Origin of the sequence: Brevibacillus sp. BD137, from assembly GCF_041644655.1 — a bacterium.
Lineage (GTDB): Bacteria > Bacillota > Bacilli > Brevibacillales > Brevibacillaceae > Brevibacillus > Brevibacillus brevis_D.
The window spans coordinates 148,594-171,031 of sequence record NZ_JAOTNO010000001.1; the positions used below are offsets into that span (position 1 = coordinate 148,594).

Below are 22,438 nucleotides of genomic sequence, written 5' to 3' on the forward strand. Positions count from 1 at the left end.
CCCTAATATCCCGACGTATTAGATTTTACCGAACAGCTTTAATGTTTCTGCATTTCGGATACCCTTTACAGCCATAGAATTCACCTTTTGCCCCTTTTCTCAAAACCATCTGGTTGCCACACTTGTCGCAGATATGTGTTTTCGATTGGAATTGTGCGATCACCTTTTTAGGGTCTGGTTTTGCTGTAGGGTTCATCAGGAGAATCATTTCAATAAGCTTCTCCCGATTTATTAATCTTACTTTGTTTGAAGTAGCTAGATTTCTTGCAGCATCTGTGTAATCACGATTACTTACTACCCACGCTTCATGTGCCTTGTAATGAGCAATCGAAGCCTGCGCCTGTTGTACCGCTTCAATCCCCACATTTTTACTATAGCGCTTTGCTTGTACTGCAATTTTCTTTCCAGCTTTTTGAATGATAAGATCTGCCCCGTAGTCGCCTGCAGCTCTTGTTACTTCCACTTTATACCCTTGAGTACGAAATAGCAGTCCGAGGTATTGTTCAAATTGGAGACCATCCATAGTATCAATTTCGCGGATTCCAGATCTCCGTAACCGTTCCTCTCTCTTAGCACTTTGTGCAATCGTTATCCAAAGTGCTATTCCCATTACAGCAGCAAAAGCAATTCCACCTATGATAAATGAATTTGTATAGTAATATGCCCCGCCAAATGCAAATAAAGAAAGCAATCCGACCAACTGGCTTATCGGGTCATCTCCCTTTTTCCTTCTTCGTGCCAAAAGTACAGTCCCCTTTCAAAAATAGTTCTTTCAGCATATCTATTCCCCATTTTCTAACAAACGAAACAATTATACACAAATATACAAAATAACAAAAACCCACCCTTCTTTTTGAATAGGCGGGGAGGTTCTCTGTTGTAATCCTTAGCTACATACTATGCACGCCCATTCGCTTGCTGCTTGGCGTCGTATAAATAATTGTTAAGGCGAACTTGACATTCAGCTTTCAAATGCGACACGTTATAGAGACATTCTTCTTGTCGGCCACGGACAGTTACAACTACAGAGTATAGAAAACTATCAGTTGTCTTGTTCATATGGGGTATATTCACCAACTGTAGTCAGTCCTATCTCAAACTCTGCTCGCTAAATCTCCGGAAGTGTAAAGTTCTGTAAGTAAGTGTATGTTACACATTATCACCTTACTTTTAATACATATAGAAAAGCCCTCCTTGGACGTATCCGAAGGAGCGCTTCGTCTGTTTTTACCCATTATTCCTGTTTCTGCTTAATACATGAGGATTGTCCAAATGATAAGCCGAGTCGTTAAAGTATTAAAAGCATTATAGTTTGATTTTCCCGGTTTCTTTCAGTAATTTAACTAAAAGAATAAGGGAATAAGTAATTATTAGCAGCGAACTACCTAATCCCGTTAGGCTGCTATAAATTAACTCGTCTACTCTTGTTTCCAATTCTAATGATGATTCTAGGATAATTGACCACCAACGAAATATAATGATTTGAACAACAGTATTGAGGATCAGTATGGAGATTCTTCGTTCTAACGACAAGAAAACCATAAATAGTGCAAACAATACGCCAGAATACTGTATAAACCGAGTAAACTCCCCTTTATTTAGTACTACCGGAATATCTGCGCCCATAAGAAAATGAAGAAATAGTTGAATGCTACTTCCAATTAATAGCACAACGAATATTAACCAATTAAGAAAAGCTAGCATACTTCCCCTCCTTTATGGTTATTTCTCTTTCGTTCTTCGAATAAAAACATACTTTACGCATGATTTCTTCCATCACTAAATCACTAGTCTAAAGCCTTTTTTACTGCATTTTGGACCCACTTAGGTAGGTCAGCCATTTCATCCCATATTATCCTATTGCTATCTTTGCCACTCTCCCCCATGTCTATTTTTTTTGTACGTTCAATGACTTCTTCTAATCCTTCAGAGATTACATCTGGAATTAAAAAATCAACTTTCTTAAGCGCTTTTGCTATTTCCCCTGGATAGATATGACCGATTATTTCCCAGGTTAGAGAGTCAGATGAAATATCCAATCGCTTATTGTATTCCATCCTATAATCACTTCTAATTTGATCTGCGATCTTCTCAGCATTATTTATATCTTCTCTAATAGCATTTCTAAGCTGCCTATCATTATCTAAATGTATCACACCTTTTTCCATCGTCCATGTAATTAAATTATCACCTATCTTAAGCGTTCCAGGTTCACGTTTACTTGAACGAGCTGCTAAAAGTTGTTGTGCCTCAGAAGATATTTGAACTGTGTCAGCGTCAGTTGCATTGTTTTTTAAACCTTGGGTTACTGTTTCTTTTGGTTGAGCCACGGCAGCATTTTTAGCTGTATACATTTCTTGAATGTTTTTTGATGAAAGACCACTTTGAGATACACTAATAGACATTAAATTACTACCCCTTTACAAAGCATGTTTTTAATCCCACCATTTACATCTTGAAGTTTATATGGGATTTATTACTAATTCTATAGTATTTCAATTTCTTTGTAAATTATTTTTTTCTGATTGAAAAATACTTATTTATACATCTTCAATATTGGTTACAATGTATATTACATAAATTGTAAAGTAGACCCTCTAGTGAATCTCGTAGAGAGAGGGTATGTCCAAGGTTTATCTATATAACTTCAGCATTGTTCGAAGAGACGTATGATAAGCTTCTTTCACCTTATCGCCAGCACTTGCTAGCCATCAGACGACGCTTAGAGCGCTTTTCCTTTTACATCTTTTATTTAGTTTTTTCTTATATTTTCTATGTACGTTCGCGCAAATAGCGATACATTTGTTTTACCAATAACGCCCACGCAGCCTTTCCTCCCACGAGAGCAAAACCGTTTCTTATTCGTGCTGGGAGTGAATCATATTTTTCAACTAGTTCCTGCTCTTTCGTAAATATAAATTTTTCAAACTCTGGATATTTGCTTTCGATATGCGCCATAAACGCATATACCCGAGGGAAAAAGTCAGCAGCCATGAGACCGCCAATAAAAAGGAGCAGAGCCATCAGCCAGCCCCACTCCACGAAAAAGCTTACCACTTGATCGAACATCATCATTTACTAACACTTCCTTTCATCATCCGAACCGTTTTTGTTGCTTGATCCCATTCGATTTGAAGACCCAGGGCAGTAGCCAGCTCACGCGCAGGGGCATAAGCCGAACCTGAAATGACTTTCTCATTTAGGTCCTTACCGTTAACACGAACATCCTTTGTTTGTTCAATCCACTCCACCTTCCCACCGGCAGCATTGGCTACCGCACGGACTGGCAGCATTGAAACACCTTCCTGTAGGAAACCAGCCACTGATAACAACGATCCATTCAGGCTGATTGCAACCGGGACTTGCTGTGGTTTGTCCGGTTTGTCCACAGGCTTCTGTAAATACTGTGAGTAATCCGACCGAAATTTGCCCATCGGGAATGCAGGACAGTTTTTCCACGCATAGCCGGGGTACTCCTGGTGACCAAACACCTGCTTCATGGATGGAATCTGTACCTGCAAGTGCTGGATCAGGCGATTGGCGGCATCAAGTTGCTCAGGCGTCGGTTTCTGTGTCCGGAAGTCCCCGACAAGGCATATGCCTAACGCATGACGGTTGCTGTTACCGACATGGTAGGAGATTGCCTCTGGATCGTTACACCAGTAAATCGTTCCGTCTTTTTGAATTACAAAATGATAGGCAATGCCCGGCCAGCCGTTCGTGCCTACATGATATCTCGCGAATGCTTCCGGCGATCCGCTTTTTGTAGCTGAATGATGCATAGCTGCCGATCGGATGTCAGTCAGCTTACGCAGTCCATACCTTAGTGTTTTGTGGCGCGGTAAAGAGGCGCGAACGTCGACCACGCACGCACCTTGAATAGTCATATTCATTTTTATTTTTGCTCCTTTCTTGCGGCTCTCTCAGCCTTTGCTTTGATTTCTGATCCGACCAAGTTAACAATCGATTTCGGAACAGGCCAACCAGCTCGGTGAGCATTTGCTGTGAGACTGTTCCATGTGTGATAGAGTAGACCGAATGTGACTCCATAAAACAGAAATCCGGGCGTGCCCATCACCCGATCCAGCAAATTTGCTACGGCAGGCAGTGCAAAAAGAAATAGCGACCGTGGGATTCGGGATAGGCCATAATCAGACGAGTAGGTATGGTCCTTTTTCGCCGCGGAAATACCGGTTATCCAATCGAGTGAAATCATAAGAAAAAGCACGATTAAAATATCAAACCGACCCGTTCCATAGAGGTACTGAAATATCGGGGTAAGAAACACTCCCACGGTTGCTGCTATCCCGTTTGCTGGCGTCACTACATTCTCTAAACTCTGTAAAAACTTCATCAGCCCATCTTCCTCCTCACCCCCTGGGGGCACAAAAATAGCCCCGCTAGGAACGAGGCTGGCTCAAGGTCTTGTTGAAATAAAAAATCACCAACCTAGAATGCTTGGTTAGTGATTTGCTTGAATTCCTCCGGGGAGATTTCTCCAAATAGATTTTCTGTTGTTTTTACAGCCAGCCGCAGCTTCTCTGCTGTAATCCACTTCATGCTAAATGCAAGTGCCCAGAATGCCATTAGTTACCACCCCCTTTCAATTGGATTAGTTCAAGCTTAACCATGGCAAGCTGCTCCCCCATCGTTTGGATTAGCGCTTCTTTTTGGATATTACTAGTTTTGAGTGAGGAGAGCTCCTGACCAATCGTCATAACTGGATCTGTTTGTTGCTGTTCTCTAATCACCGAAATAGCCTCTTTATTTTGCATCTTCATTAATCGAACGCACCCCCATAACCATTTACAAGTATACGTTCCTTAGCTGTTCCTTTGTCGATTGTCACCCATAGATTAATAGCCCAATCGGGAGCCGTTTTATTCTTATTGGTAAACAAATAGCCTCGGTTGACCTTGACGGCATTTGTGCAGTCTTCCCATGTTGGAACAGCATCCAAGTAGTTATTACACACTTTCACACTTTCGATAGACGAACCTTCTGGCAAGTATCGCTCAAGTGTCACTAATACACGTAATGGCATGCCGTCTAACGTGAAATCAGCTTGAATATCTGGATTTCCGAACTCTAGCATAAATTCGATATGGGTCTCTTTTCGGATGAAAGTGTATATCCTCTCAGATAACATTCCCACTCCATCTGTGGCAACTATTTTGATTTGATGCTGCACGTCCAATTCCAATCGAATCCAAGAGTCATGACTAATTTCAACTGTGTATTGCTGTCCGGCTACACCCGCAAACGACCTGATTTGTTTCCCGTCCAAATACTCGCTAAAAGTAAACGTGTTGCCTTCTGGATCAGTGGCGGAATAGTTTACTGTTGGAGGTTGCAGGAAGACGCCCAGGTCTTTATTCTCGCCGTCGATCACAGGTGGACGGTTCCAGACAACCCTAAACTTGCGAGTGGCTTCTCCGCTCCTCCCGCCTTGGTCATCTTCTGCCCAAACTGTCAAAGTGTGATCGGTATTCTCTGCCAAATCAACTCCAACAAGGTCTGTGCTTCCATCCCATAGTCGTTTGTTTCTGTAGGTCAGGGTTTTGACAAACGAAATAGGCGTGCTACCGTTGGATACACCGGATTGCAACGCCCTGACAGGACCGTTATTTAATTTGTATTTGGCAGTGACTACATTTCCGGAATCAGAGTCAGTTGCATTTCCCTCAATTTTGTAATGGCTACCTTCTGATAATGTCTGATTGTCAGAAGAAGACGTCAAGCTGAGTGTCGGTGTTTTGTTAACCGTGAAGTTTATCGTCTGTTGTGATTGATTACCTGCATTATCCGTTGCAGTTACAATCAGCGTTTTGGCTCCTGAGGTCGTTATCGCTGTTCCAGATGTATATGCTGCTCCATTGAGAGTGGCAGTCACTGTCATAAGACCAGAGCCGCCTGCATCGGTTGCTGAGAATGTTGGCGTAACCGAATTTTGATACACTGCCCCGTTCACAATGCCAGAAATAGTAATTACAGGAGCTGTTTTGTCTACAGTAATTGTGCCCGTATAACTAATCGAGGCTACCCCACCTGCCCCATCATTGGCGGTGACTACTATATTTCTATAAACTCCTTGTGAAATATTGTCACTGTTGACACCCCAAGTGAGCATCCATGATTGTGAAGATATATCACCCGTTACTGTATCTGTCTTTGTTTTTCCATCGAGGGTAGCGCTAATGGTGATGGTATCTCTATTAGTGTCTGTTACTGTTCCTGACAGTGTGATGATGCTACGTCCTATGGCTGGTGATGCTGTGATATCTGCATTATTAATCGTGAGTGTTGGTGGGCTGTTTAAGATGGTAATTACAACTTGACCATCCCCTTCGCGTTGTCCTGCTACTGTCGTGGAGTTAGCAAGTGTTCCGGTATAAGATGAACCACCGCCTCCGCCGACACCACCACCGCCTCCGCCTCCGTAGTAACCACCTCCACCTCCACCCCCGCCAGCGCTTAAATAGCTTAAACGACGACCAGGACCACCTACACCTAGGGTGCCTTTGCCACCTTCTCCATTTCCGCCTGATGTTTGTGTTGCGCCACTTCCTGAAGAATTAGCGGAATCTCCACCTGTTATCCCCCCACCGTCACCTCCTGCATTACCAGTTGTTCCACCACCGCCGCCCCCACCTGCTGCAACCAAGATACGGTTATTAAGTGTAGTTCCTCCTTTGCGAACATCTGTAGCTCCGCCGCCACTTCCGCCTCCTTCATATAAGGTTCCGCCAGTTCCCCCATCTCCTCCACCGTTATAACCCCCAGGTGTAATTCCGCCAGAAGTCATAGCTGCAAGATTGCCCTTTCCACCAACCACTATGGTGAGAACTTCGCCAGCAGTTACGTTAATATCTCCAGCGGCATATCCACCTTTGCCACCTGGTACTCTCCCATCTGACATACCTAAGCCACCAGAAGCTCCCCAAGCCTCTAATTTTATTTTTGTAACGTTAGGAGGGACTTGCCATGTCTCAAGCGATCCAGAAAACGTAAAGGTATACGTCTTCCTTCCTTGCGCATCAGTTCCAACAATAGGAGCCATTTATTCTCCCTCCTTCCGCAAATGTCCATTATCGACAGTCTTCCTCATTCTGAAATTACACCTCCAACCGACTCTGAACCTCGTTATAGTAGCCCCGAATCACCCTGATAAAGTTGATAGTAGACAGGTCATCGTTGAAATTGTTGTGTACGAATCCGTCAGGCAAAGTGGATTCGATTGTATTCACTCGGACTTTTAAGTTCGAGATATCCGCGCTGAGCACAGCGAGTTCTGCGTGAGCATCTGCAATCCCACGCTCCCAACGGTTAATGTCGTGTTCGGTCACAGGATCGTCTTGCTTCCAATCCGTCTTTGCTACATAGGACACTTACACCCCTCCTCTCGCTTCGATAGCAAAGGTCAGATTTACAAACTGCGCCCCGTTCATTTCAATGGTTCCTTTTTTCTCAGCAACCACGGCTCCGGTACGCGTTCGCAACTTCACATTCGTAATGACTGGCACGCTGGCGACATGTTGGGTAGATATTTGTAATGCAATTCCGTCTTGTATGCCCGCAATCGCATGAGAAGCAATCTCCGCAGCCTGTACAGGCACTGAAACTGAGCCATTTATCAAAATGTCGCCGCCCGATACCCTATCTAGCAGATCATTCCGGACGGTTTGCAGATAACTTGGCAGGATCATTTCACGACCTCCTCATAGCGTTTAATGGGTGTCATTCCTACTCGAAACTCAAAGACCTTGCGGTACTCCTTTATCCCGACAACCAGGACGTCTCGCAGCTCGATTTTTTCGGACACCACAGGTTCAAAGGCGACCCCATTACAATGTACTGGTCTGATCCTCTCAACAGCTTGAACAGCGTTCTTTGAATCAAATCGGTCCTCAATCGGGTAAACGTACCGAATCACCTTTTTGCCGTAATCCTCGACCATCTGGACATGCTTGAATGACGAGGAACTCAAACCAATTTCACGCAGCACGCTTGGAGTAAATCCAAGATACGACCAGTGCTTTTGCTGGATATTCTTTCGCCGTTCCTCAATGCTCAGCAATTGCTTTCTCCCGAAGTAAATCCAATCCCAGACATCCAACCCCCAGGTAGCTGACCATGGACAAAACTGCTGCAGGAGGTCTTCGCGCTGAACGTTGAAAGCATCGACCGCTGTTGCTGATCCTTCGAAATGGTACTCTGCCACATCATTCTCATACCATTGCGGCGGTAGCATCCGTCTATAGCGCTCAGGTATCATGTTGTCACCGCCATGGTTAGTGTCGATACAGAATCAGCCGGAACCGTTAAATTCAGCTCGCCGCCGTTCAGGGTGTAGCTCGTGAAGTCGATAACGCCGTCTACGAAAAAGAGCGCCCCGATCTGCTGGTACACGATCTGAGAACGCCCTTTTAGGTAGGTTTTGATTTGTGTGGTAATTTGGTCTTTGACCTTCTCGAATTCCGCATCAGGCCGCAAGACAAGTTTTACAGCGATAGTCACCGGATAAACGTTCGCTGGCAGTACCTGCAAGTCATGCAAGGCCCTTCGTTTGTCTTCCAGTTTCGTCCGTACACTCGTAGCCAGTTCCAGCCCTGCGGGGTTGCCTGTCAGGTCTGTGATATATACGTCGATAGATAGGTCATGCCGCGCCTTCTCGATAGCAACTGCTCCGCCTACCCCGTCAACATTTCGTGCCCACCGCTCGTAGTCTTGGCGTCTGCCGTCGCCCTCTTCAGTACGAGCTCGATCAATTAAGCGCTGCCGATATGCGTCGTCTGTCTCCGCCTCATTGCGAGATAAACCGAAGAATACACCTGTGGCATCCAAAAACTCTCCGTCTGCCCAAGGCAGGAACCGCTGGAGGAACCCGTACTCCAATAGCTGTTGTTGATCGCTTATCTCCTCTGCAATCGGGTATCCGAGGTCATAAAAGATTTCTCCCTCTTCTGTCGCTGGTGGCGTGTCTCCGCGCAACTGTGCGATGGCCAACATCCGGTTAGCCATACGCTGATAGATTTGATCAGGCGTCTCACGTAGAATGGGCATGGTCGGTTTTTCTATCGTTGCCATGCATTCACCTCCAATCGGGTTTTGCCCCTTATGCCTTCAATTTCGAGTGAAAAAACCAATCGGTTCTCCTCAAACTTTATTCCGAACACTTCCACATGCTCAATCTCACCATGAGCCTCAAGCGCTTCTTGTACCTGTGTCTTTATAGTTGGCAACGAAATCACTGAGCGCATTCTCCCCACTTCAAAGAGGAAATCCACACCATACTGTTCCGAATAAATCTCATACCGGAAACGACGCGTATTCAGGATTTTCTTTGCAGTCTCCTCCAGGTACTCCGCGTAAGTAGTCGTCCTCAAATACCGACCATCCGGTCCTTGCATTAGTTGTTTTGTGGTCCAGTCAAATTTATATGTCCATGGAATAGGGTCGTCCACAGACTGAATGAGTTGTGTCTCATCACCTTCCAGAGTGGGAAACATCACTCCACCACCCCAATGAGGAGATATTGACCGTTCGTGCAGGAAATTAAAGCAACCATTTTCCCTATATCCTCTTGGCGTAATTGGGCTGAGCGCAGGGTAACAATTTCATCCCGTTCCAACGGTGTTGGGTCTTCATCAAGCTTTACAGCCAAGGGCGAGAGCGACAAAAGCTTGCCAAATTCCCCTTGTGTATTCACTATGCCGTCCTGTGTCAGCCCTCTCAGTTTTGCAATAGCTGCATGCATACTAAGCCCTCCTTTCCAGTTGCAAGTCCATCGAATATTGACCGCCCTTCCATCTGGCGTTGCAGTTTGTCACAATCCAATCGGTTACTGTTTTTTTGTCCTTTTCCATGATCTTGATGAGCCAGCCCGCGCGCAGTCTTGCAGCGTTATTATCTTCATGTCTGACAGTGATTGTGCGTGTTTTTGGTATCTTCGATAACTCGGAGAGTTGCTTCGAAGCAAGGGAAGATATGTTTTTCTCTTCTCCCGCATCGATCATCTTTTGCATTCTACCGATTTGCTTGATCAATCCCGCGTTCTCTTTGGTGACGCTAGATGCTAGGCTATCCCCTTTGTATTTCTCAACGGTGACCACCGTATAGACTTCCTCAATACTCTCCCCTGTGGAACTTTTCTCTAACATGCTCGCCTGAAACATAGGGACAACTTTGTTCCCGCCTTCTGGTAGTACCGTCAGTTTGTCGCGTAAATGCTGAATGAAGTATCTCTTTCCTGTCTTTTCATAAGCCTTCTCCGTTAGAGACGTAAACAAGGACGCGTAAGACTGAGAAGAGAGGCGTTCCTTGATGTCAAAACCAAAGGCAGGACAACTAAACTGGATACCCGTTGCCTTCACAATGCGCTCTAACTCCCTTCCAGCATCGCCATTCAGCTTGATCCGTGAAGTCTCGTTCTTTTGCAAGTACCAGCTCAACTCGTAGGCGGTGGCAGAGAGGTCGCTTGTCTTATCGTCTCGTTCAAACCGGACGATCGGACCATGAAAAAACTGCATCGACTCCTTCGGTTCTAAGCCCGAAAAAAGCATCAAAAAACCCGCCGATTGTAAGGGCGGGGCTTGGCGTATGTTGATATCGGCATTTTGTGCGATTTGTCCTCGTGATGAGGTCCAAGATAGTTCCAGCGTCGCCTTTGTAAGATCGACCCTTGATGCATCTTGACCATAGATTACTTTCATGCTGCGCCCTCACCCCTTGTCTACGGAGTAAATCCGGTTAATTTTTGGTTGATCCGTTGTTTTTGTTGTTCCTGGACAACAGGTTCAATGAGAGACACCTTCTTTTTTGCTTTCTTTCCTGTTGTATTTGCACGCTTGCTCGTTTGTTTGGTGATGACTTTGCTTGGTTGTAATACCTGTTTGGAATTTGACCAAGAAACAAAATCCGATTTGATATAAATAGGAAACTCAATCGTCCCTCTAAAGCTCCCATTGATCCCGGAGAATTTGCCTTCACATGGTCCGATGAGCACATTCCATGCCAAATTAAGCTCGTCAATGGTCAACAAAACTTCGGCATGCGACAGTCGATCCAAGCCAACAAGCCACTCCCTCGGCCCCTGATATCCTTCAACCTCCACCAGTGGATTTTCAGGGTCTCCCGGAAGCAAAAATTCAAATGCGATAGATTTTGCTTTTCTGCCCGTGTAACGGTTTAATGAGTCCAACGTGATGGACGTTGTTGCCTCTACATCACTCCCGTAACCCTTGAACTGTACTTCTCCGGGAGTAACTGGAAAGGTCAGCCTGTATTTGCCTTGTAGACGTATCATGCGGCACCCCCGTTCGTTTCCACTGCATCAACGATCAATTTTTCCACCGACTGTGATAGCTGGTTCATAACTGGGGGTGACTTCAACAAGGCGATGAACTTCTCTTGGTTGATATCGCCGGAGATATGGAGATGGATTTGGATAGGTGCGTCAGCTTTTACATGTATGATTTTCGCTTGGTTGGAACCAAATGAAGAACGCAACGGCCCGACCATACCGCCATTTGCATATGGAGTTACCCCGAGTTTCCTTGTGGTATGACCCAGTAACTCCAGCGCGCGTTTTCTTCTACCGGCTGAAAGAGGAATGATCACTTCTGGCCCGGCTTCACCGACGAGTCCCAAATGCGGTTTGTTGATCATTCCACCGTTGGCATACTTCTTCCCCCAGCCAAATAAGTTCGAGAGACCAGCACCCACACCAAGGATGTTGTCTTTCGCAGATTGCACCTTGTTCCCCAGCCAATTTCTCGTATTTGCGTAGCCGTTTCCAATCATGCTGCCTATGCTATCAATAGCCCCGTCAATCGGTTCTTGGTACTTGTCATAAAGGGTTGTAGCTAACCATTCGCCACTTACCGTACCTGCCAATCCGCCAAGAGCTCCACCAGCCATTGTTCCTGCTCCCGGAGCCGCCAAGGACCCAAGTGCTGCTCCAGCTATGACCCCACCCAACACGCCGCCTCCCATACCGCCGATCACTTTCATGATCGTCCGGTTCCTTTCTTGCTTATTATCTGCGTTAGCTATGTCCCATACGTCCATGGCATAACCGATAGGCTTTACTGCCTTGCCAATCACTTTCATCACCTTGCCAAACTTGAAGTCTAAATTTCTCGTACGGTGTGCGTCTGCTCGTAACCGCATAGCATCGTCGATACTCGTTGCTGACGACATGCTGGCATGGTAGTTATTCCAGCGCCGTTTGATCATCGTTTTGAAAGAGTTGCTCGTGCCTTCGACTACTCCTGCTGCATAACCGATCGGATCGTTATTGTCGTCAATGAATCCCTTAACGGTTGCGACACGGTTTTCCCATTTGTTCGTATCAATTCCCAGCCGCGCCCCAACTTGCTTCCACAATTCATAGGCTCGATTCTTTCTACCAGATGAAAGCGGTATGATTGCCTCAGGTCCAGCTTCACCGACCAACCCAAGGTGGGGCCTGTCGATTACCCCGCCGTTTGCATATGGCTTCGCTTTGGCTGTCGTCTGGCCAAGAGTAAAGCCGCTGGTCAAATCTTGGAACGTGCTTGTGATACCAGTTTCGATGGTGTTAGGAAGATTGGCAAACCACGCTTGTATATCATCCAAAAACTGATCAAACATCTTTTTTGCTTGATCCAACCACACCTTAACTGCATCAGGCAACCCACTCAGCCAGAGCACAAAGGAATCTTTGATCTCCAATCCTTTTGTATAAAGACCAGTTGCTAACTCCCCAGCTTTTTGCCACCCCATGTCGCGTAGTTGGCTGAACTTTTCGCTACCATATCCGACGATGTAACCAAGGGAAGCAACAAATCCGTCTGGCATGTTACCCCAAAATCGGTCAAACTCTTGCTTTGCTGGTGCGAGAAATCCATCTATCTTCGAGGATATTCCAGATGCGTACTGACTAATCGCCCCCATTCCATCTTCGGCGGCATCAAACAGCCACTTTCCGAATGCTTCCCCACCGATAGCTCCACCGATTGCACCTACAATGCCTCCGACAAATGTACCGAGGGGGCCAGCTCCCACACTACCCAGTGCAGCACCAGCTAAGGCACCTCCCCCGACTCCTCCTAGCCACCCGCCAATTGAACCCCACAGGTTCTTGCTATTTCCTTCGGTAGCCGCTGTAGCAGCCACGTCAACTGCCCCTAACAATGCGCCAATCACGGGCACCTTCTTCATCACTTTCGATAGCATAGAGAATCTTGAGCCCATAGCCCCAGCTCTCGATGCAATATCGGATGCAGACTCCCCGACCGTACCACCAGCGCGTCGAATTACTCCCCTTCGAAGGTCTTCTCGCCTTATCGTTCTCCGGTGCCTATTTCTCCGGTTTCCTGTCTCTCCGGTTCCACCACCACCCGCTGCGTCACCAACATCTGGTGCAAATTGTCCTGCTGCTACAAACCATAAAGCCCTTCCCGCAGCAACGGCGGCTGCTTTCAAACCCCACAGCCCTGCTGCTATCCCTACTCCGACGACGCTTAGCGTGGCAAGTGCTCCTCCTGAAGACATGCCGTCTAGTTTCTCTTTGAACCACTTAACTTTGGCAGATAGGAATTCCATGGCTGGGGCAAGGTCTTGTCCAACAACGACACCCAGCTCAATAAATTCGTTAATTAAGGTGTTTTTTGCCTGTTGAAAGCCTTTAAGTGGATTGCTGTCCTTGTAGACTTGGAAGCTTTTGTCCAGCTCGCCTTTTAATTTGTATTGATCATGTTGGCTTTGACTGATACCCCCGGCTTTACGTAAGAGCTCAGCGAATGCCTTTGTGCCTAGGTCTTCTCCCGGCCCCGAACCAATCTCATTGAGTAGCTGTTGAAGTACTTCTTCGTCTTTGATCGAGCCGAAAGTCTGCATAAGCATGCCGACAGCGCTTTGTCTTTTGGCAGTATCCCCCGAAGATATTAGCTTTTGTACCGTCTTCGCTTCCTCTTCTGCTTGCTTCTGCGCTTCTTTTGAATCGATACCCATGGATTCGTATGCGGTCTTTAAAGCATTTGTTAGGTCGCCTTCGTTGTACAACTTCAGTGTCGTTTCCTTCAGTGCATCAAAGCCTTTATCGATAGACCACAGGCCGTTCATCTCTTCCATCAAGGCGGCGAGCTTCTCAGGTGTATCCAAAAACTTCGTGACCTGCACGCTGTACTCAATCAGGCTATCTAATGCCTCACTTCGAATGTCCGTAGTGTTCTTGGCGACCCGTGCAAGAGAATCGCCGAATCGTCCAGTGTCCTTAATGTCTTTCCATGCGTTTTGCATGGCGAACATCGTCTTTTGGTACTCTTCGACACCACCCATGTCTGGCCGAATTGCATTTAGCTTCAATGCTTGCTGAGACATTAAATAGGCGCTTGCTTGATCCAAGCCAGCCTTGCCTGAATAGCGCTCTGAATCGGTAAGCAAGTCTGAGACGGTCGCTCGATCTACGCTTTTATTTAGGCTAGTCAGCTCGGTCACTTGTTTTCTGTATCTGGCCATTTCTTCTTTAGTGGCCCCAATCACAGCTCTACGCGCTTCGGCTTCAGCAGAAGCCACGATTTGGTCGAATAACCCGATTCCACCGACCACTCCAGCTCCAGCAGTTGCACCCGTCACAGCAGCCGTCAAAATGACTTCGGCTTTCGTGCCGTTGAGGTCCCTTACTTCATTTCTTACCCTTGCGATTTCTCGCTCTGCTTGATTATCTGCGGTGATCCTTGGTCTTGCTCTGGTACTGCTCAATGATCGTAACTCGGTTTCAAGGCGCTCTATTTCGCGTCGCATACCCTGTATTTCTTGTCGAAAAGCTTGTTCGCTCTGCTCAGCTGCCCGTCGTACATTTCGCAACTCATCCGCAACATCTTGCGTGGACTGATCCAAGTGTCCGAGTTCTCTCCTAGCTACACGTGAGGCCCGGACAATGTTTAAAAGTTCCGGTGAAATTCGGTTCCGTGCGCCAAGTACCGCTGTTACGCCTAGACGGTTCATTCGATCCACCTCCAGCCTGAAAAACGAAAAAGACGCCCATCAAATAGGCGTCTGACGTCTCGTATTCATATTAGTAAGAGTCCTATCCATGCTGTAAAACCACTGACTGCCTCGAGAATAACCATCAACATTATCCCCACTCCAAATTTCTTCAAGAACCTCCACTCTTTCGGTGCCTGCTTTATGATAGCGAAAGGCCCTACAACCATAAAAAACAATCCTGTCAAAAATAGCAATACTCCAATGAGCGACAACACATGAACCCCTCCCGAGAATCTTCTCTCCCCAATGACATGATGTCATGTCGCTCGGGAAAGAAGGAGGCACAAGCTGTCATTCTTCCCCGTCTCCTGCCTCTAGTCTTTCACAAGCGAACAAAAAAAGTTTCTGCATATATGGGTCTACTTCATACTCTACGACTTCCGATGGCAAGCGGTTTCGTGATAGCCAGATTCTTGCAAGCAAATTTGCCTCGCTATCGGTTCGTATTAGTTTTTTAGGTCTTCAATAGCCTCTTCTTCCGTTTTTGGCGTATCTTTTGATAGTTCTTCAACTGCTCCGACTAACGCCTTGTACCCGTCTGGATTATGTTTAAACAGACGAGCAGGCATGTCATACTTGTCTGTCGCCTTATATGCCTTGAGCAGCTCTTTATCGTTCCAAGGAAATGCGTGTTCTGTAGCTTTTACGATACGAGCATCACTGTATCGGAATGTATCAAAGTCCCCATCTTTTTCTGCCAGCTTGATGCATGCCCGGTTTTCCATGAGATTCAGTTTTCGAACCGACCATTCGTCGCCATCGATTATAACCGTCGTGGTTACGTGCTCTACTGCTTCATTTGCCTTTGCCAGATATTTTTGCAACAGATTACTCATACTGTTCACTCTCCTGCTTGATTTTTATTTTAGTCCTCGTATTCCGAGAACTTCTCAAGGAAGTCCGGTTTATCGTTGGTTTTCCCTCGCAATTCATAGGTGCCTTTGTCATTTCCTTCTGCTTTCGCCTCAAAGATCGTCAGTTCTTCTGGAACCAATCGGATATTAGTAAGCCGAACCCGCTCTTTGAAGTCATTCTCTTTATCCCATTGCTCACCAATCAACATAGGGATAATAGGCGTCTTCCCTTGCGTGATCTTGTCGATGATAAAGTATTTCAGATCAGCGTTTTGGGCTGTGAGGATCATTGTCACCTCAACATGATAAGAGACGATATCTTCCGTCTCACCTTTCCGCAAGCGGTGAACAGGTTCTACTTGCGTTTTAAATACCGCTTTTGCTTCCAAGACCCCCTGAAAAGGGTCTCCGTCCTCATCATAAACCTGGGTGTTTTTTAGGTATAAGTTATGAGCTGCCAATCTAGTTCACCTCCCAGTCGATTTCGAAGTATTCAATGGCATCCAAAGGACGAGCAGACAAGAGGAAGCCACGGCGATCCCCGATACCGTTCTTTTTATCCGTAAATGTCCAGCCAGTATCAATCGCGCCTTGCCGCTCACGCTCTTCCAAATAGAGCTTGCAGCCACCTACGAAGACGGCTCCGCCCAGGTCGTTATTGCTCAGCTTGCCTTTGTACTTTTTACCCACAGCATTCATGTCGTTTACGATCTGATCCATGGTCATGCTGACGCGAATTTTGCCGTAGTCCTCCCGCTCATTTGGCCCGATTACAGACAGCGTGTTGACAGCACTTTCGATGATATAAACGTCACCGTCTCGAGTGGCAATTAGCGTTCCAGAACCAAGTGCACCTATGATATCCCCGTGGCCCCAATCCTTTAACGCTTTTTTCAACGGAACAATGACTCCGGTCAAAGACTGATTGGCTGGGGTTGCCGCTAACATTCCAGCCAGCCATGCCGCCCATTGTAGGCTGCTGTATGACTTCCCGTTGTTGTGAGTTCCCGCAATAGCGCAATTGACCACATAGCGAGCATTCATGGAAACAGAACGCTCGATGTGCTTCGTCATGTTTTCGTCATCTGCTTCCTTACCCGCGATAACCAACGTGCTGAGCTTCTTACTGAGTGCGCGACGATCCTTAATGAACTGCTTGGCTGAAATCGTAATCGCTGGATCGTCAAAAGGAAGATACATGGTATCGAAATCAGCACCAGAAACAGCGGCAAACAGCTTTGTAGCGTCTGTTGAAGTTAACCCTGTGTTACCAGTAGTTCCTCCGGTCAAGGCTGTCTCTGTAACATCAGTAATCGCAATATCCCCCGTTTTGGTTGCTCGAACATAGAGGGATTGGGATGTTTTTGCGACAAGCTCGGCAGCATCTGCAAAAGAGAATTTCTCGATTTTGATCGGCCCTTTGATTTGGATCTCCTTTTTCCCCGGTTCAGCCGTGGATGGGGAAATTGAAATTTTTAATTCATTGCCACGAAGCCCTGGATAAAGCGACTCGATCTTGATTGCATCCGCCTGTGTATACTCGGCTTTCTTTGCATTTCCATTTGTGATTCGGTACGCGAGAATCGTGGCTCCGCCTTCTGCTGCTAACTCAATGGTATCTACTTCTCCAAAGGTTTCTGCGACACGTTCGTCATAGCTGGTTATCTTGATCAACGTATCAGGAGCTCCCCACTCAGCTTGATAGGGAACCAAGGCAACGCCGCTTTTGGGCACGATACGTTCCTTCGCTTTTGTGATTAGTTCGACCATCGTACCTGGCCGTTCTCGTTGAATCGTCATCTTTACACACCGCCCCTATATTTTGTTAACCGACGAGCAACGTCTTTCTCGGTCAACGTGTGATGATCGGAGACATCAAAAAGAGCGCCAGCAAGTTCGTACCTTTCGGCTCCAAGCTGTGGTGCTCTTTCAATCCACTCCGTTTTCAGTAGTTTCGGCTCGGCTTTAGCAGCCTGCCGCTCTCGCGGTTCTTGCTGAGTTGTCACGATTTCCAATCCTCCTCGATTTCGAAAGTGTGAACTCTCGGCATATCGGTTATAGGAATCGGGACGGTATATTCAAAGCGAAAAGTAATCTCTGTCCGGTCTTTTTTGTCAGACCGAACCCGAAATGTCGTGTTGTCGATGTTGATATACAGCCCGTCCGTCTTCCCGCGATAACTGTACCGCTCACGCCTTAATAATTGTCGGAGTGGCTCGGTAAAAATCGGTTCATAAACCTCTTGGCCTCCCTTTATCACTTTTTTGTGATGCAACACAATCCCCGCATCGGATATGATTTGGTATGACGTCAGTGTATTGCCACGTTCTGAAACCTCTTGGGTCTGAATGAACGCCACAGGTGGTTTAAAATTCCCCGATAGCCACACATCCAAGCTGTGCAGGATAGCGAGGGAAGGGAATGCCTCATTGATTAAATCGATAATGCATGACAAAGCGCGGTTCTCCATCACCTCACCATCCTTTCCAGCTCAGTTTGTAACATCCGTTCGAGCAGGGCCTTCATACCGCCTTGGAAATCTCTCAAGGCGATATCAAAATATTTGCGGCCGATAAAACTACGAGGCTTGACCATGAAGCCACCTTTCGCAGATGGGTCATAGATGAACTTACCCACTCCATTCCAATACCCCGGAACGAAATACGACTTGTCGATCGTATAGCCTTCATTGAGGTACTCTGCATAGGTCAGATTGGAGCCGACTTCCAGCGACAATGTGTTCCGGTCTCCATCGAACTGCCAAACGTTATTCTGATCGCCTTGCGTGAAAGAGTTCCACAAGGTCCCTGTATCTATCAGGTCTTGGCTGTCGAGCTCGTCAATAACATGGTTGAGTAGTTCTTCCCCCAACTGGTAATAGATGCGCTGCATGATGTCAGGTAGTTCCCTGTTAAATTGCCTCATGCGATCCTCAAACTGGCGAAAATCCATTACTCGGCACCCCGTTTATTCTGGATCGCTGTCACCGCAAGGAAACGTCTCCCTTGCTTGGCATCTACCACGACAAACTCACCGTGTTGAAGCAGTTCCAACCGATCATCTTTTCGTATATCCTGACCCAATAAGAAGGAGAGCGTCGCTTTATAATCCCATTCCACCGGATCGGCATTTGTTGGACGTTGCCACGATGACTCCACGCCTCGTACACAGCCCATAACTGTCTGTGGGGGTAACTCGGTAGGGAAAACTATGTTGCGCTCACCCTGAACCGTTTCTGTACGTTTCAGAACGATCTGATCATTCATGCGGTGGTTCATAAGATCATCGCCTTAACGTTGCCCCCATCAGTCGCTTCTGCTGTGAAAGACATCCACTGACGAAGCAAAGAATCGACCAGCGAGCTTCCTGTTGTGACAGTAGCCCTTTCGACCGACCAGGAGTAACCTTGATCGCTTTCGGACATGATGCCCCGCGCCTCCGCACCCAACACCTCATCATTGTCTGTCAGTGCCATCGCCTCAACTAAACGGAAGTGAGCCACTTCGAGTCGGGTATCTTCGTCCACAAACGGCCTTGATGTGAAAAGCTCGATCCTTACCTTGGCTTCACTGATAAGATAGGAAAGCCGCTCAGGTGTCTTGTCCTGAACGGCTCGTGTGCTACTCTGCTGCTTGACCTTCTCCGACGTCAGCATCTAATGACCCTCCTTCTGGTGAGGAAGTATTTGTGGTCCCCTTTTGCTGACTGCTTGGCTTCTCTGACTCATAAATCTTAAAGTCATCAAGTGTTTTTAATTTATCCAACACTTTCTTATCCTTAACCTCAACTGGCTTGTCCTTTTGAAAACGAAAGCCGTAAGTCTGGAGTGAGGCATTCTCCCCAATGTATGTGACGAGCATTAAAACTCAACTCCTTCAACGTAGGCAACCGCTGCAGGTTCCTCGAAGATCGGGTCAAAGTCAGAATGGATGGCGTAGAATCGTTTGTCAGCATAGATTGCTTCCTTACCTTCAGTCGTCTTTCGGATTTGCATGTCGTAGGTGTGAACCATGACAAAATTCGGCTGGTACGTGAACATGATTGCTCCCTCAGGCATGTGTGTGACTTCCTCCACATCATAGGAGTTGATCTTCTTCACGCCACCAGTAATCTGCAACTGGATGGATGCGCTCGTATCCTTCTCCGACAATCGTTGAAGACGCTCTGAGTAGGTATTCGGATGCATGAAATATTTGAATACACCTGCTGAGCGCTGGCGAGTTGGAATAGCACGTTCCAGTTCAAAGAGAATACCAGCTTTCTCCGCAGGAGTAATCGTCGCCCAGTCAATAAAGTTCCCTTTTGATTTGGCTAATTTCAACCATCCGTCATTGATCTTCAAGAAATCATAATCTGGATTGGTGTTCGGTGTAGCTGTGTCACCGTTGAAGCCCAGGTCCTGCATGTTATCGCCATAATTCAATGTCATATGTCGCAGAATAATTTCTTCAGCATTTTGCCCTCGTACTCGTTGTGTCTGACGAATAAATTCTTCGGTAATTTCGAATGGGAGAATCACAGGAGTAACAGAGTAAGGAACCTGCGGGAAATCAGGTTTTTTTGTATTGGTAGCCATGACGTCTTCTACTTTAGATCGCAGATTACGGCCCGTTACTCCAATTTTATCAATGGTGCCTTGGGCTGAGGTGCGAGTTTCATGACGGATTCCTTTGAGAAAGTCCGTGGAATCGTAAGCCATGTTAATGAGCTTGTCGACTTGTTTGTAATTTAGCGCAGAAGTGTCCAGCGACGTTGTTGTCGCGGCTTTTGTGATGATCTGTCCGTTTGTTCTCATGTGAACGCCCTCCTTACAACAGTCCACTAAAGGAACTATCGTCATCATTTTTTTGGATTGGGTCTGTACCAGGCTGTTGCTGACTGGAACCTCTCGCATTTTTAATCAGTTGAACCTCGTTCCCCAAGGTTTCCACTTGCTTTGTAATAGGCTCTAATGCCTTCGTAATTGCTTCAGTCAATGCAGATGTTTCTGGATCGGTTTGTTGCCCCTCATTACCAGCGCCCCCTTCTGCCTTCTTCAACTCGGCAACTTCGGATTGCAAATCAGTCAATTGTTTAGTAATTGGAGACATGGCCGCCACTACTGCTTTTTGAATATCTTCTGTTTTCACGTCTTCTTCCTCCTCATTCTCCGCCTGATCATCTACCTCGGCCAGCAGGTCGGTAATTGTGGTATGTGCTTGTTTCAATTTGTCCAAGCGAGCTGCCGACAGCTTTTTTCCCGCCTTAGCAATCTGTTCAGGCGGTTTCCCCAGCGCCTTCGCGATGTCATTCGCTCCAAGAATCTCTTGCAGGATGTCTGCGAAGTCTTGAATCGCTTCTCTAGCCTTCTCAGGATCACTTTCAAACTCGTAACGATCCGTCTGCCAATTGTAGCGCTGAACCGTACTCGAAAAAGAGTGCCACGCAGTCCAGAAATCGTTTGACTGTTTGTCCCGTTCATACTTGTCTTTTACTTGGCCTTTGACGATGCGGGTCAATGCTTTGGCGATGGAATGCAAAAGCCCCTTCTCTACCGTTTCATCGTCGGTATCCGAAGAGGCTTTCTCAATTTTTTCGCGTTTACCAACTCCCCACATAGAGAAGCCAGTAATCTCGCCCTTTTCAATTTGCTCCCATGTGTCTGCATTCGTCACCTTAACGCCAGCCACCCAGGAACCTTTCTTGATCTCTTGTTCACCAAGCTCCATATCTACAGGCGCAATGTACGATTCCACCACGTACCCTTTGTCTACATCTAAATCGTGCTGCTTATCAATGTTGTATGTGTTCTGGCGCTCCATGAAACCATGAGCAGCCTTCTCGATTTCTTCGGCTGTCATCTGATCTTCATGTGCATCTTCGGTATCCGGCTCATAAACAACGCCATAAACAATCTGCTTTGCTTTGTCTGCCTTAGCTATGCGGATATCTTTCTGTAACGGCTCTTTTCCCTCTTCCTTGATGATGGCGAATGACCTGCCATTAGCGCCCTTATCCACCAAAGAAATATGAGTTATTCTTGCGTCTTTAAGTGCGTATGTCACGTTTTTCACCTCCTTTCATGAATTATTGTTTAAAACTGAAGTACCACATATTTATCACCTTCCTTAAATTTGGTAAGATTATCTTTATCACTAGTATGTGAGGTGATATGCGATGAAGGAGATGAATTACGGTCATTAACTTCCCAGTTAGGAGGTTAATGATGAGTAGGAGTTACAAAAAAACACCCGTTTGTAAAGATGAAGCTACTCGTTTTACGAAACGCTTAGCGAGTAAAGCAGTTCGCCGTTACAAAGATACATTATCTAATGGTAAGCATTATCGAAAAGTCTTTTGCTCTTGGATCATATGTGATTATCGTTTTTACGAGCCGCTTCAAAAAGCCATTCATGATTGGGAAAAATCACCGTATGAATGGGCTAAGAAAATGACTAAAAAAGACCTTATCAACTCATGGTCAAAAGCCCATTATAGAAAGTAATTGAATTACACGTTGTAAAGGGAAGTTACAACGGAGAAAACTAGCAGATTCGTGTCTGCTAGTTTTT

29 protein-coding genes are annotated in these 22,438 nt (G+C 46.3%); 1 reads left to right on the forward strand and 28 read right to left on the reverse strand.

All coding sequences use genetic code 11. The features are described 5' to 3' along the window. Positions 1-25 precede the first annotated feature (25 nt). The 28 genes from ODZ53_RS00730 to ODZ53_RS00865 all read right to left on the reverse strand — a co-directional run bounded on the left by ODZ53_RS00730 (position 26) and on the right by ODZ53_RS00865 (position 21,931). Positions 26-742, reverse strand: coding sequence for a restriction endonuclease (locus ODZ53_RS00730; protein WP_372675564.1), 717 nt, complete (start codon positions 740-742; stop codon positions 26-28). Positions 743-1,787: 1,045 nt separating this feature from the next. Continuing rightward, positions 1,788-2,405, reverse strand: coding sequence for a hypothetical protein (locus ODZ53_RS00735; protein ID WP_372675565.1), 618 nt, complete (start codon positions 2,403-2,405; stop codon positions 1,788-1,790). 367 nt (positions 2,406-2,772) lie between these two features. After that, positions 2,773-3,075, reverse strand: coding sequence for a hypothetical protein (locus ODZ53_RS00740; RefSeq protein WP_372675566.1), 303 nt, complete (start codon positions 3,073-3,075; stop codon positions 2,773-2,775). Then, entirely contained in the window at positions 3,072-3,893 is an 822-nt protein-coding gene (locus ODZ53_RS00745; protein ID WP_372675567.1) for an N-acetylmuramoyl-L-alanine amidase, read from the reverse strand. Before ODZ53_RS00745 ends, ODZ53_RS00740 begins: the two co-directional genes overlap by 4 nt. A gap of 2 nt (positions 3,894-3,895) precedes the next feature. Continuing rightward, on the reverse strand, positions 3,896-4,354 hold the full coding sequence (locus ODZ53_RS00750) for a phage holin family protein (RefSeq protein WP_372675568.1): 459 nt from the start codon (positions 4,352-4,354) through the stop codon (positions 3,896-3,898). A gap of 95 nt (positions 4,355-4,449) precedes the next feature. After that, positions 4,450-4,587: an XkdX family protein gene (locus ODZ53_RS00755; protein ID WP_372675569.1), complete on the reverse strand. Its 138-nt coding sequence runs from the start codon at positions 4,585-4,587 to the stop codon at positions 4,450-4,452. After that, positions 4,587-4,751 (reverse strand): XkdW family protein, encoded by a 165-nt coding sequence (locus ODZ53_RS00760; protein WP_372675570.1) that lies wholly within the window; start codon positions 4,749-4,751, stop codon positions 4,587-4,589. The genes ODZ53_RS00755 and ODZ53_RS00760 overlap by 1 nt, the downstream gene beginning before the upstream one ends. A gap of 29 nt (positions 4,752-4,780) precedes the next feature. After that, the gene (locus tag ODZ53_RS00765) at positions 4,781-7,060 is read right to left on the reverse strand and encodes a glycine rich domain-containing protein (protein ID WP_372675571.1); all 2,280 of its coding nucleotides are present in this window, start codon (positions 7,058-7,060) and stop codon (positions 4,781-4,783) included. 55 nt (positions 7,061-7,115) lie between these two features. Then, positions 7,116-7,388 carry a hypothetical protein gene (locus tag ODZ53_RS00770; protein ID WP_372675572.1) on the reverse strand — a complete coding sequence of 91 codons (273 nt, stop codon included), beginning with the start codon at positions 7,386-7,388 and terminating at the stop codon, positions 7,116-7,118. Further along, positions 7,389-7,706, reverse strand: a complete 318-nt coding sequence (locus tag ODZ53_RS00775) for a hypothetical protein (RefSeq protein ID WP_372675573.1) — start codon at positions 7,704-7,706, stop codon at positions 7,389-7,391. Next, a complete protein-coding gene (locus ODZ53_RS00780) occupies positions 7,703-8,275 on the reverse strand; it encodes a hypothetical protein (protein ID WP_372675574.1) in 573 nt (190 codons plus the stop codon). The genes ODZ53_RS00775 and ODZ53_RS00780 overlap by 4 nt, the downstream gene beginning before the upstream one ends. Beyond that, a complete protein-coding gene (locus ODZ53_RS00785) occupies positions 8,272-9,087 on the reverse strand; it encodes a baseplate J/gp47 family protein (protein WP_372675575.1) in 816 nt (271 codons plus the stop codon). The genes ODZ53_RS00780 and ODZ53_RS00785 overlap by 4 nt, the downstream gene beginning before the upstream one ends. Next, positions 9,075-9,509 (reverse strand): DUF2634 domain-containing protein, encoded by a 435-nt coding sequence (locus tag ODZ53_RS00790; protein ID WP_188066592.1) that lies wholly within the window; start codon positions 9,507-9,509, stop codon positions 9,075-9,077. Before ODZ53_RS00790 ends, ODZ53_RS00785 begins: the two co-directional genes overlap by 13 nt. Then, positions 9,509-9,757, reverse strand: coding sequence for a hypothetical protein (locus ODZ53_RS00795; RefSeq protein WP_372675576.1), 249 nt, complete (start codon positions 9,755-9,757; stop codon positions 9,509-9,511). The genes ODZ53_RS00790 and ODZ53_RS00795 overlap by 1 nt, the downstream gene beginning before the upstream one ends. A gap of 1 nt (position 9,758) precedes the next feature. Then, complete coding sequence (locus tag ODZ53_RS00800) at positions 9,759-10,712, reverse strand: XkdQ/YqbQ family protein (RefSeq protein WP_372675577.1); 954 nt, start codon at positions 10,710-10,712, stop codon at positions 9,759-9,761. Positions 10,713-10,732: 20 nt separating this feature from the next. Further along, on the reverse strand, positions 10,733-11,305 hold the full coding sequence (locus ODZ53_RS00805) for a hypothetical protein (protein WP_372675578.1): 573 nt from the start codon (positions 11,303-11,305) through the stop codon (positions 10,733-10,735). Continuing rightward, positions 11,302-14,991: a hypothetical protein gene (locus ODZ53_RS00810; RefSeq protein ID WP_372675579.1), complete on the reverse strand. Its 3,690-nt coding sequence runs from the start codon at positions 14,989-14,991 to the stop codon at positions 11,302-11,304. Before ODZ53_RS00810 ends, ODZ53_RS00805 begins: the two co-directional genes overlap by 4 nt. A gap of 488 nt (positions 14,992-15,479) precedes the next feature. Then, positions 15,480-15,869 carry a hypothetical protein gene (locus ODZ53_RS00815; protein ID WP_372675580.1) on the reverse strand — a complete coding sequence of 130 codons (390 nt, stop codon included), beginning with the start codon at positions 15,867-15,869 and terminating at the stop codon, positions 15,480-15,482. A gap of 29 nt (positions 15,870-15,898) precedes the next feature. Then, positions 15,899-16,348, reverse strand: a complete 450-nt coding sequence (locus ODZ53_RS00820) for a hypothetical protein (RefSeq protein WP_017251907.1) — start codon at positions 16,346-16,348, stop codon at positions 15,899-15,901. Between the two features lies 1 nt (position 16,349). After that, on the reverse strand, positions 16,350-17,687 hold the full coding sequence (locus ODZ53_RS00825) for a phage tail sheath subtilisin-like domain-containing protein (protein WP_372675581.1): 1,338 nt from the start codon (positions 17,685-17,687) through the stop codon (positions 16,350-16,352). Between the two features lie 2 nt (positions 17,688-17,689). Then, positions 17,690-17,893, reverse strand: a complete 204-nt coding sequence (locus ODZ53_RS00830) for a hypothetical protein (protein ID WP_372675582.1) — start codon at positions 17,891-17,893, stop codon at positions 17,690-17,692. Further along, positions 17,890-18,357 carry a hypothetical protein gene (locus ODZ53_RS00835; RefSeq protein ID WP_372675583.1) on the reverse strand — a complete coding sequence of 156 codons (468 nt, stop codon included), beginning with the start codon at positions 18,355-18,357 and terminating at the stop codon, positions 17,890-17,892. Before ODZ53_RS00835 ends, ODZ53_RS00830 begins: the two co-directional genes overlap by 4 nt. After that, on the reverse strand, positions 18,357-18,839 hold the full coding sequence (locus ODZ53_RS00840) for an HK97 gp10 family phage protein (RefSeq protein ID WP_372675584.1): 483 nt from the start codon (positions 18,837-18,839) through the stop codon (positions 18,357-18,359). The genes ODZ53_RS00835 and ODZ53_RS00840 overlap by 1 nt, the downstream gene beginning before the upstream one ends. Next, positions 18,839-19,165, reverse strand: a complete 327-nt coding sequence (locus tag ODZ53_RS00845; RefSeq protein ID WP_372675585.1) for a hypothetical protein — start codon at positions 19,163-19,165, stop codon at positions 18,839-18,841. Before ODZ53_RS00845 ends, ODZ53_RS00840 begins: the two co-directional genes overlap by 1 nt. Continuing rightward, positions 19,162-19,542: a hypothetical protein gene (locus ODZ53_RS00850; RefSeq protein WP_372675586.1), complete on the reverse strand. Its 381-nt coding sequence runs from the start codon at positions 19,540-19,542 to the stop codon at positions 19,162-19,164. Before ODZ53_RS00850 ends, ODZ53_RS00845 begins: the two co-directional genes overlap by 4 nt. Beyond that, entirely contained in the window at positions 19,508-19,747 is a 240-nt protein-coding gene (locus ODZ53_RS00855) for a hypothetical protein (protein ID WP_173607348.1), read from the reverse strand. The genes ODZ53_RS00850 and ODZ53_RS00855 overlap by 35 nt, the downstream gene beginning before the upstream one ends. Beyond that, positions 19,747-20,682, reverse strand: coding sequence for a major capsid protein (locus ODZ53_RS00860; RefSeq protein WP_173607349.1), 936 nt, complete (start codon positions 20,680-20,682; stop codon positions 19,747-19,749). Before ODZ53_RS00860 ends, ODZ53_RS00855 begins: the two co-directional genes overlap by 1 nt. A 13-nt stretch (positions 20,683-20,695) precedes the next feature. Continuing rightward, positions 20,696-21,931 carry an XkdF-like putative serine protease domain-containing protein gene (locus tag ODZ53_RS00865; RefSeq protein WP_372675587.1) on the reverse strand — a complete coding sequence of 412 codons (1,236 nt, stop codon included), beginning with the start codon at positions 21,929-21,931 and terminating at the stop codon, positions 20,696-20,698. A gap of 161 nt (positions 21,932-22,092) precedes the next feature. Here ODZ53_RS00865 and ODZ53_RS00870 point away from each other — a divergent pair, with 161 nt between their 5' ends. Then, the gene (locus tag ODZ53_RS00870) at positions 22,093-22,371 is read left to right on the forward strand and encodes a hypothetical protein (RefSeq protein WP_372675588.1); all 279 of its coding nucleotides are present in this window, start codon (positions 22,093-22,095) and stop codon (positions 22,369-22,371) included. Positions 22,372-22,438: the final 67 nt, after the last annotated feature.

Bases quoted from the DNA above. Each gene is read 5' to 3' on its own strand.
- ODZ53_RS00735 (WP_372675565.1), bottom strand. From the start codon at position 2,405: ATGTCTATTAGTGTATCTCAAAGTGGTCTTTCATCAAAAAACATTCAA.
- ODZ53_RS00740 (WP_372675566.1), bottom strand. From the start codon at position 3,075: ATGATGATGTTCGATCAAGTGGTAAGCTTTTTCGTGGAGTGGGGCTGG.
- ODZ53_RS00745 (WP_372675567.1), bottom strand. From the start codon at position 3,893: ATGAATATGACTATTCAAGGTGCGTGCGTGGTCGACGTTCGCGCCTCT.
- ODZ53_RS00750 (WP_372675568.1), bottom strand. From the start codon at position 4,354: ATGAAGTTTTTACAGAGTTTAGAGAATGTAGTGACGCCAGCAAACGGG.
- ODZ53_RS00755 (WP_372675569.1), bottom strand. From the start codon at position 4,587: ATGGCATTCTGGGCACTTGCATTTAGCATGAAGTGGATTACAGCAGAG.
- ODZ53_RS00765 (WP_372675571.1), bottom strand. From the start codon at position 7,060: ATGGCTCCTATTGTTGGAACTGATGCGCAAGGAAGGAAGACGTATACC.
- ODZ53_RS00775 (WP_372675573.1), bottom strand. From the start codon at position 7,706: ATGATCCTGCCAAGTTATCTGCAAACCGTCCGGAATGATCTGCTAGAT.
- ODZ53_RS00780 (WP_372675574.1), bottom strand. From the start codon at position 8,275: ATGATACCTGAGCGCTATAGACGGATGCTACCGCCGCAATGGTATGAG.
- ODZ53_RS00785 (WP_372675575.1), bottom strand. From the start codon at position 9,087: ATGGCAACGATAGAAAAACCGACCATGCCCATTCTACGTGAGACGCCT.
- ODZ53_RS00790 (WP_188066592.1), bottom strand. From the start codon at position 9,509: ATGTTTCCCACTCTGGAAGGTGATGAGACACAACTCATTCAGTCTGTG.
- ODZ53_RS00795 (WP_372675576.1), bottom strand. From the start codon at position 9,757: ATGCATGCAGCTATTGCAAAACTGAGAGGGCTGACACAGGACGGCATA.
- ODZ53_RS00800 (WP_372675577.1), bottom strand. From the start codon at position 10,712: ATGAAAGTAATCTATGGTCAAGATGCATCAAGGGTCGATCTTACAAAG.
- ODZ53_RS00805 (WP_372675578.1), bottom strand. From the start codon at position 11,305: ATGATACGTCTACAAGGCAAATACAGGCTGACCTTTCCAGTTACTCCC.
- ODZ53_RS00810 (WP_372675579.1), bottom strand. From the start codon at position 14,991: ATGAACCGTCTAGGCGTAACAGCGGTACTTGGCGCACGGAACCGAATT.
- ODZ53_RS00815 (WP_372675580.1), bottom strand. From the start codon at position 15,869: ATGAGTAATCTGTTGCAAAAATATCTGGCAAAGGCAAATGAAGCAGTA.
- ODZ53_RS00825 (WP_372675581.1), bottom strand. From the start codon at position 17,687: ATGACGATTCAACGAGAACGGCCAGGTACGATGGTCGAACTAATCACA.
- ODZ53_RS00835 (WP_372675583.1), bottom strand. From the start codon at position 18,357: ATGGAGAACCGCGCTTTGTCATGCATTATCGATTTAATCAATGAGGCA.
- ODZ53_RS00840 (WP_372675584.1), bottom strand. From the start codon at position 18,839: ATGGATTTTCGCCAGTTTGAGGATCGCATGAGGCAATTTAACAGGGAA.
- ODZ53_RS00845 (WP_372675585.1), bottom strand. From the start codon at position 19,165: ATGAACCACCGCATGAATGATCAGATCGTTCTGAAACGTACAGAAACG.
- ODZ53_RS00850 (WP_372675586.1), bottom strand. From the start codon at position 19,542: ATGCTGACGTCGGAGAAGGTCAAGCAGCAGAGTAGCACACGAGCCGTT.
- ODZ53_RS00855 (WP_173607348.1), bottom strand. From the start codon at position 19,747: ATGCTCGTCACATACATTGGGGAGAATGCCTCACTCCAGACTTACGGC.
- ODZ53_RS00860 (WP_173607349.1), bottom strand. From the start codon at position 20,682: ATGAGAACAAACGGACAGATCATCACAAAAGCCGCGACAACAACGTCG.
- ODZ53_RS00870 (WP_372675588.1), top strand. From the start codon at position 22,093: ATGAGTAGGAGTTACAAAAAAACACCCGTTTGTAAAGATGAAGCTACT.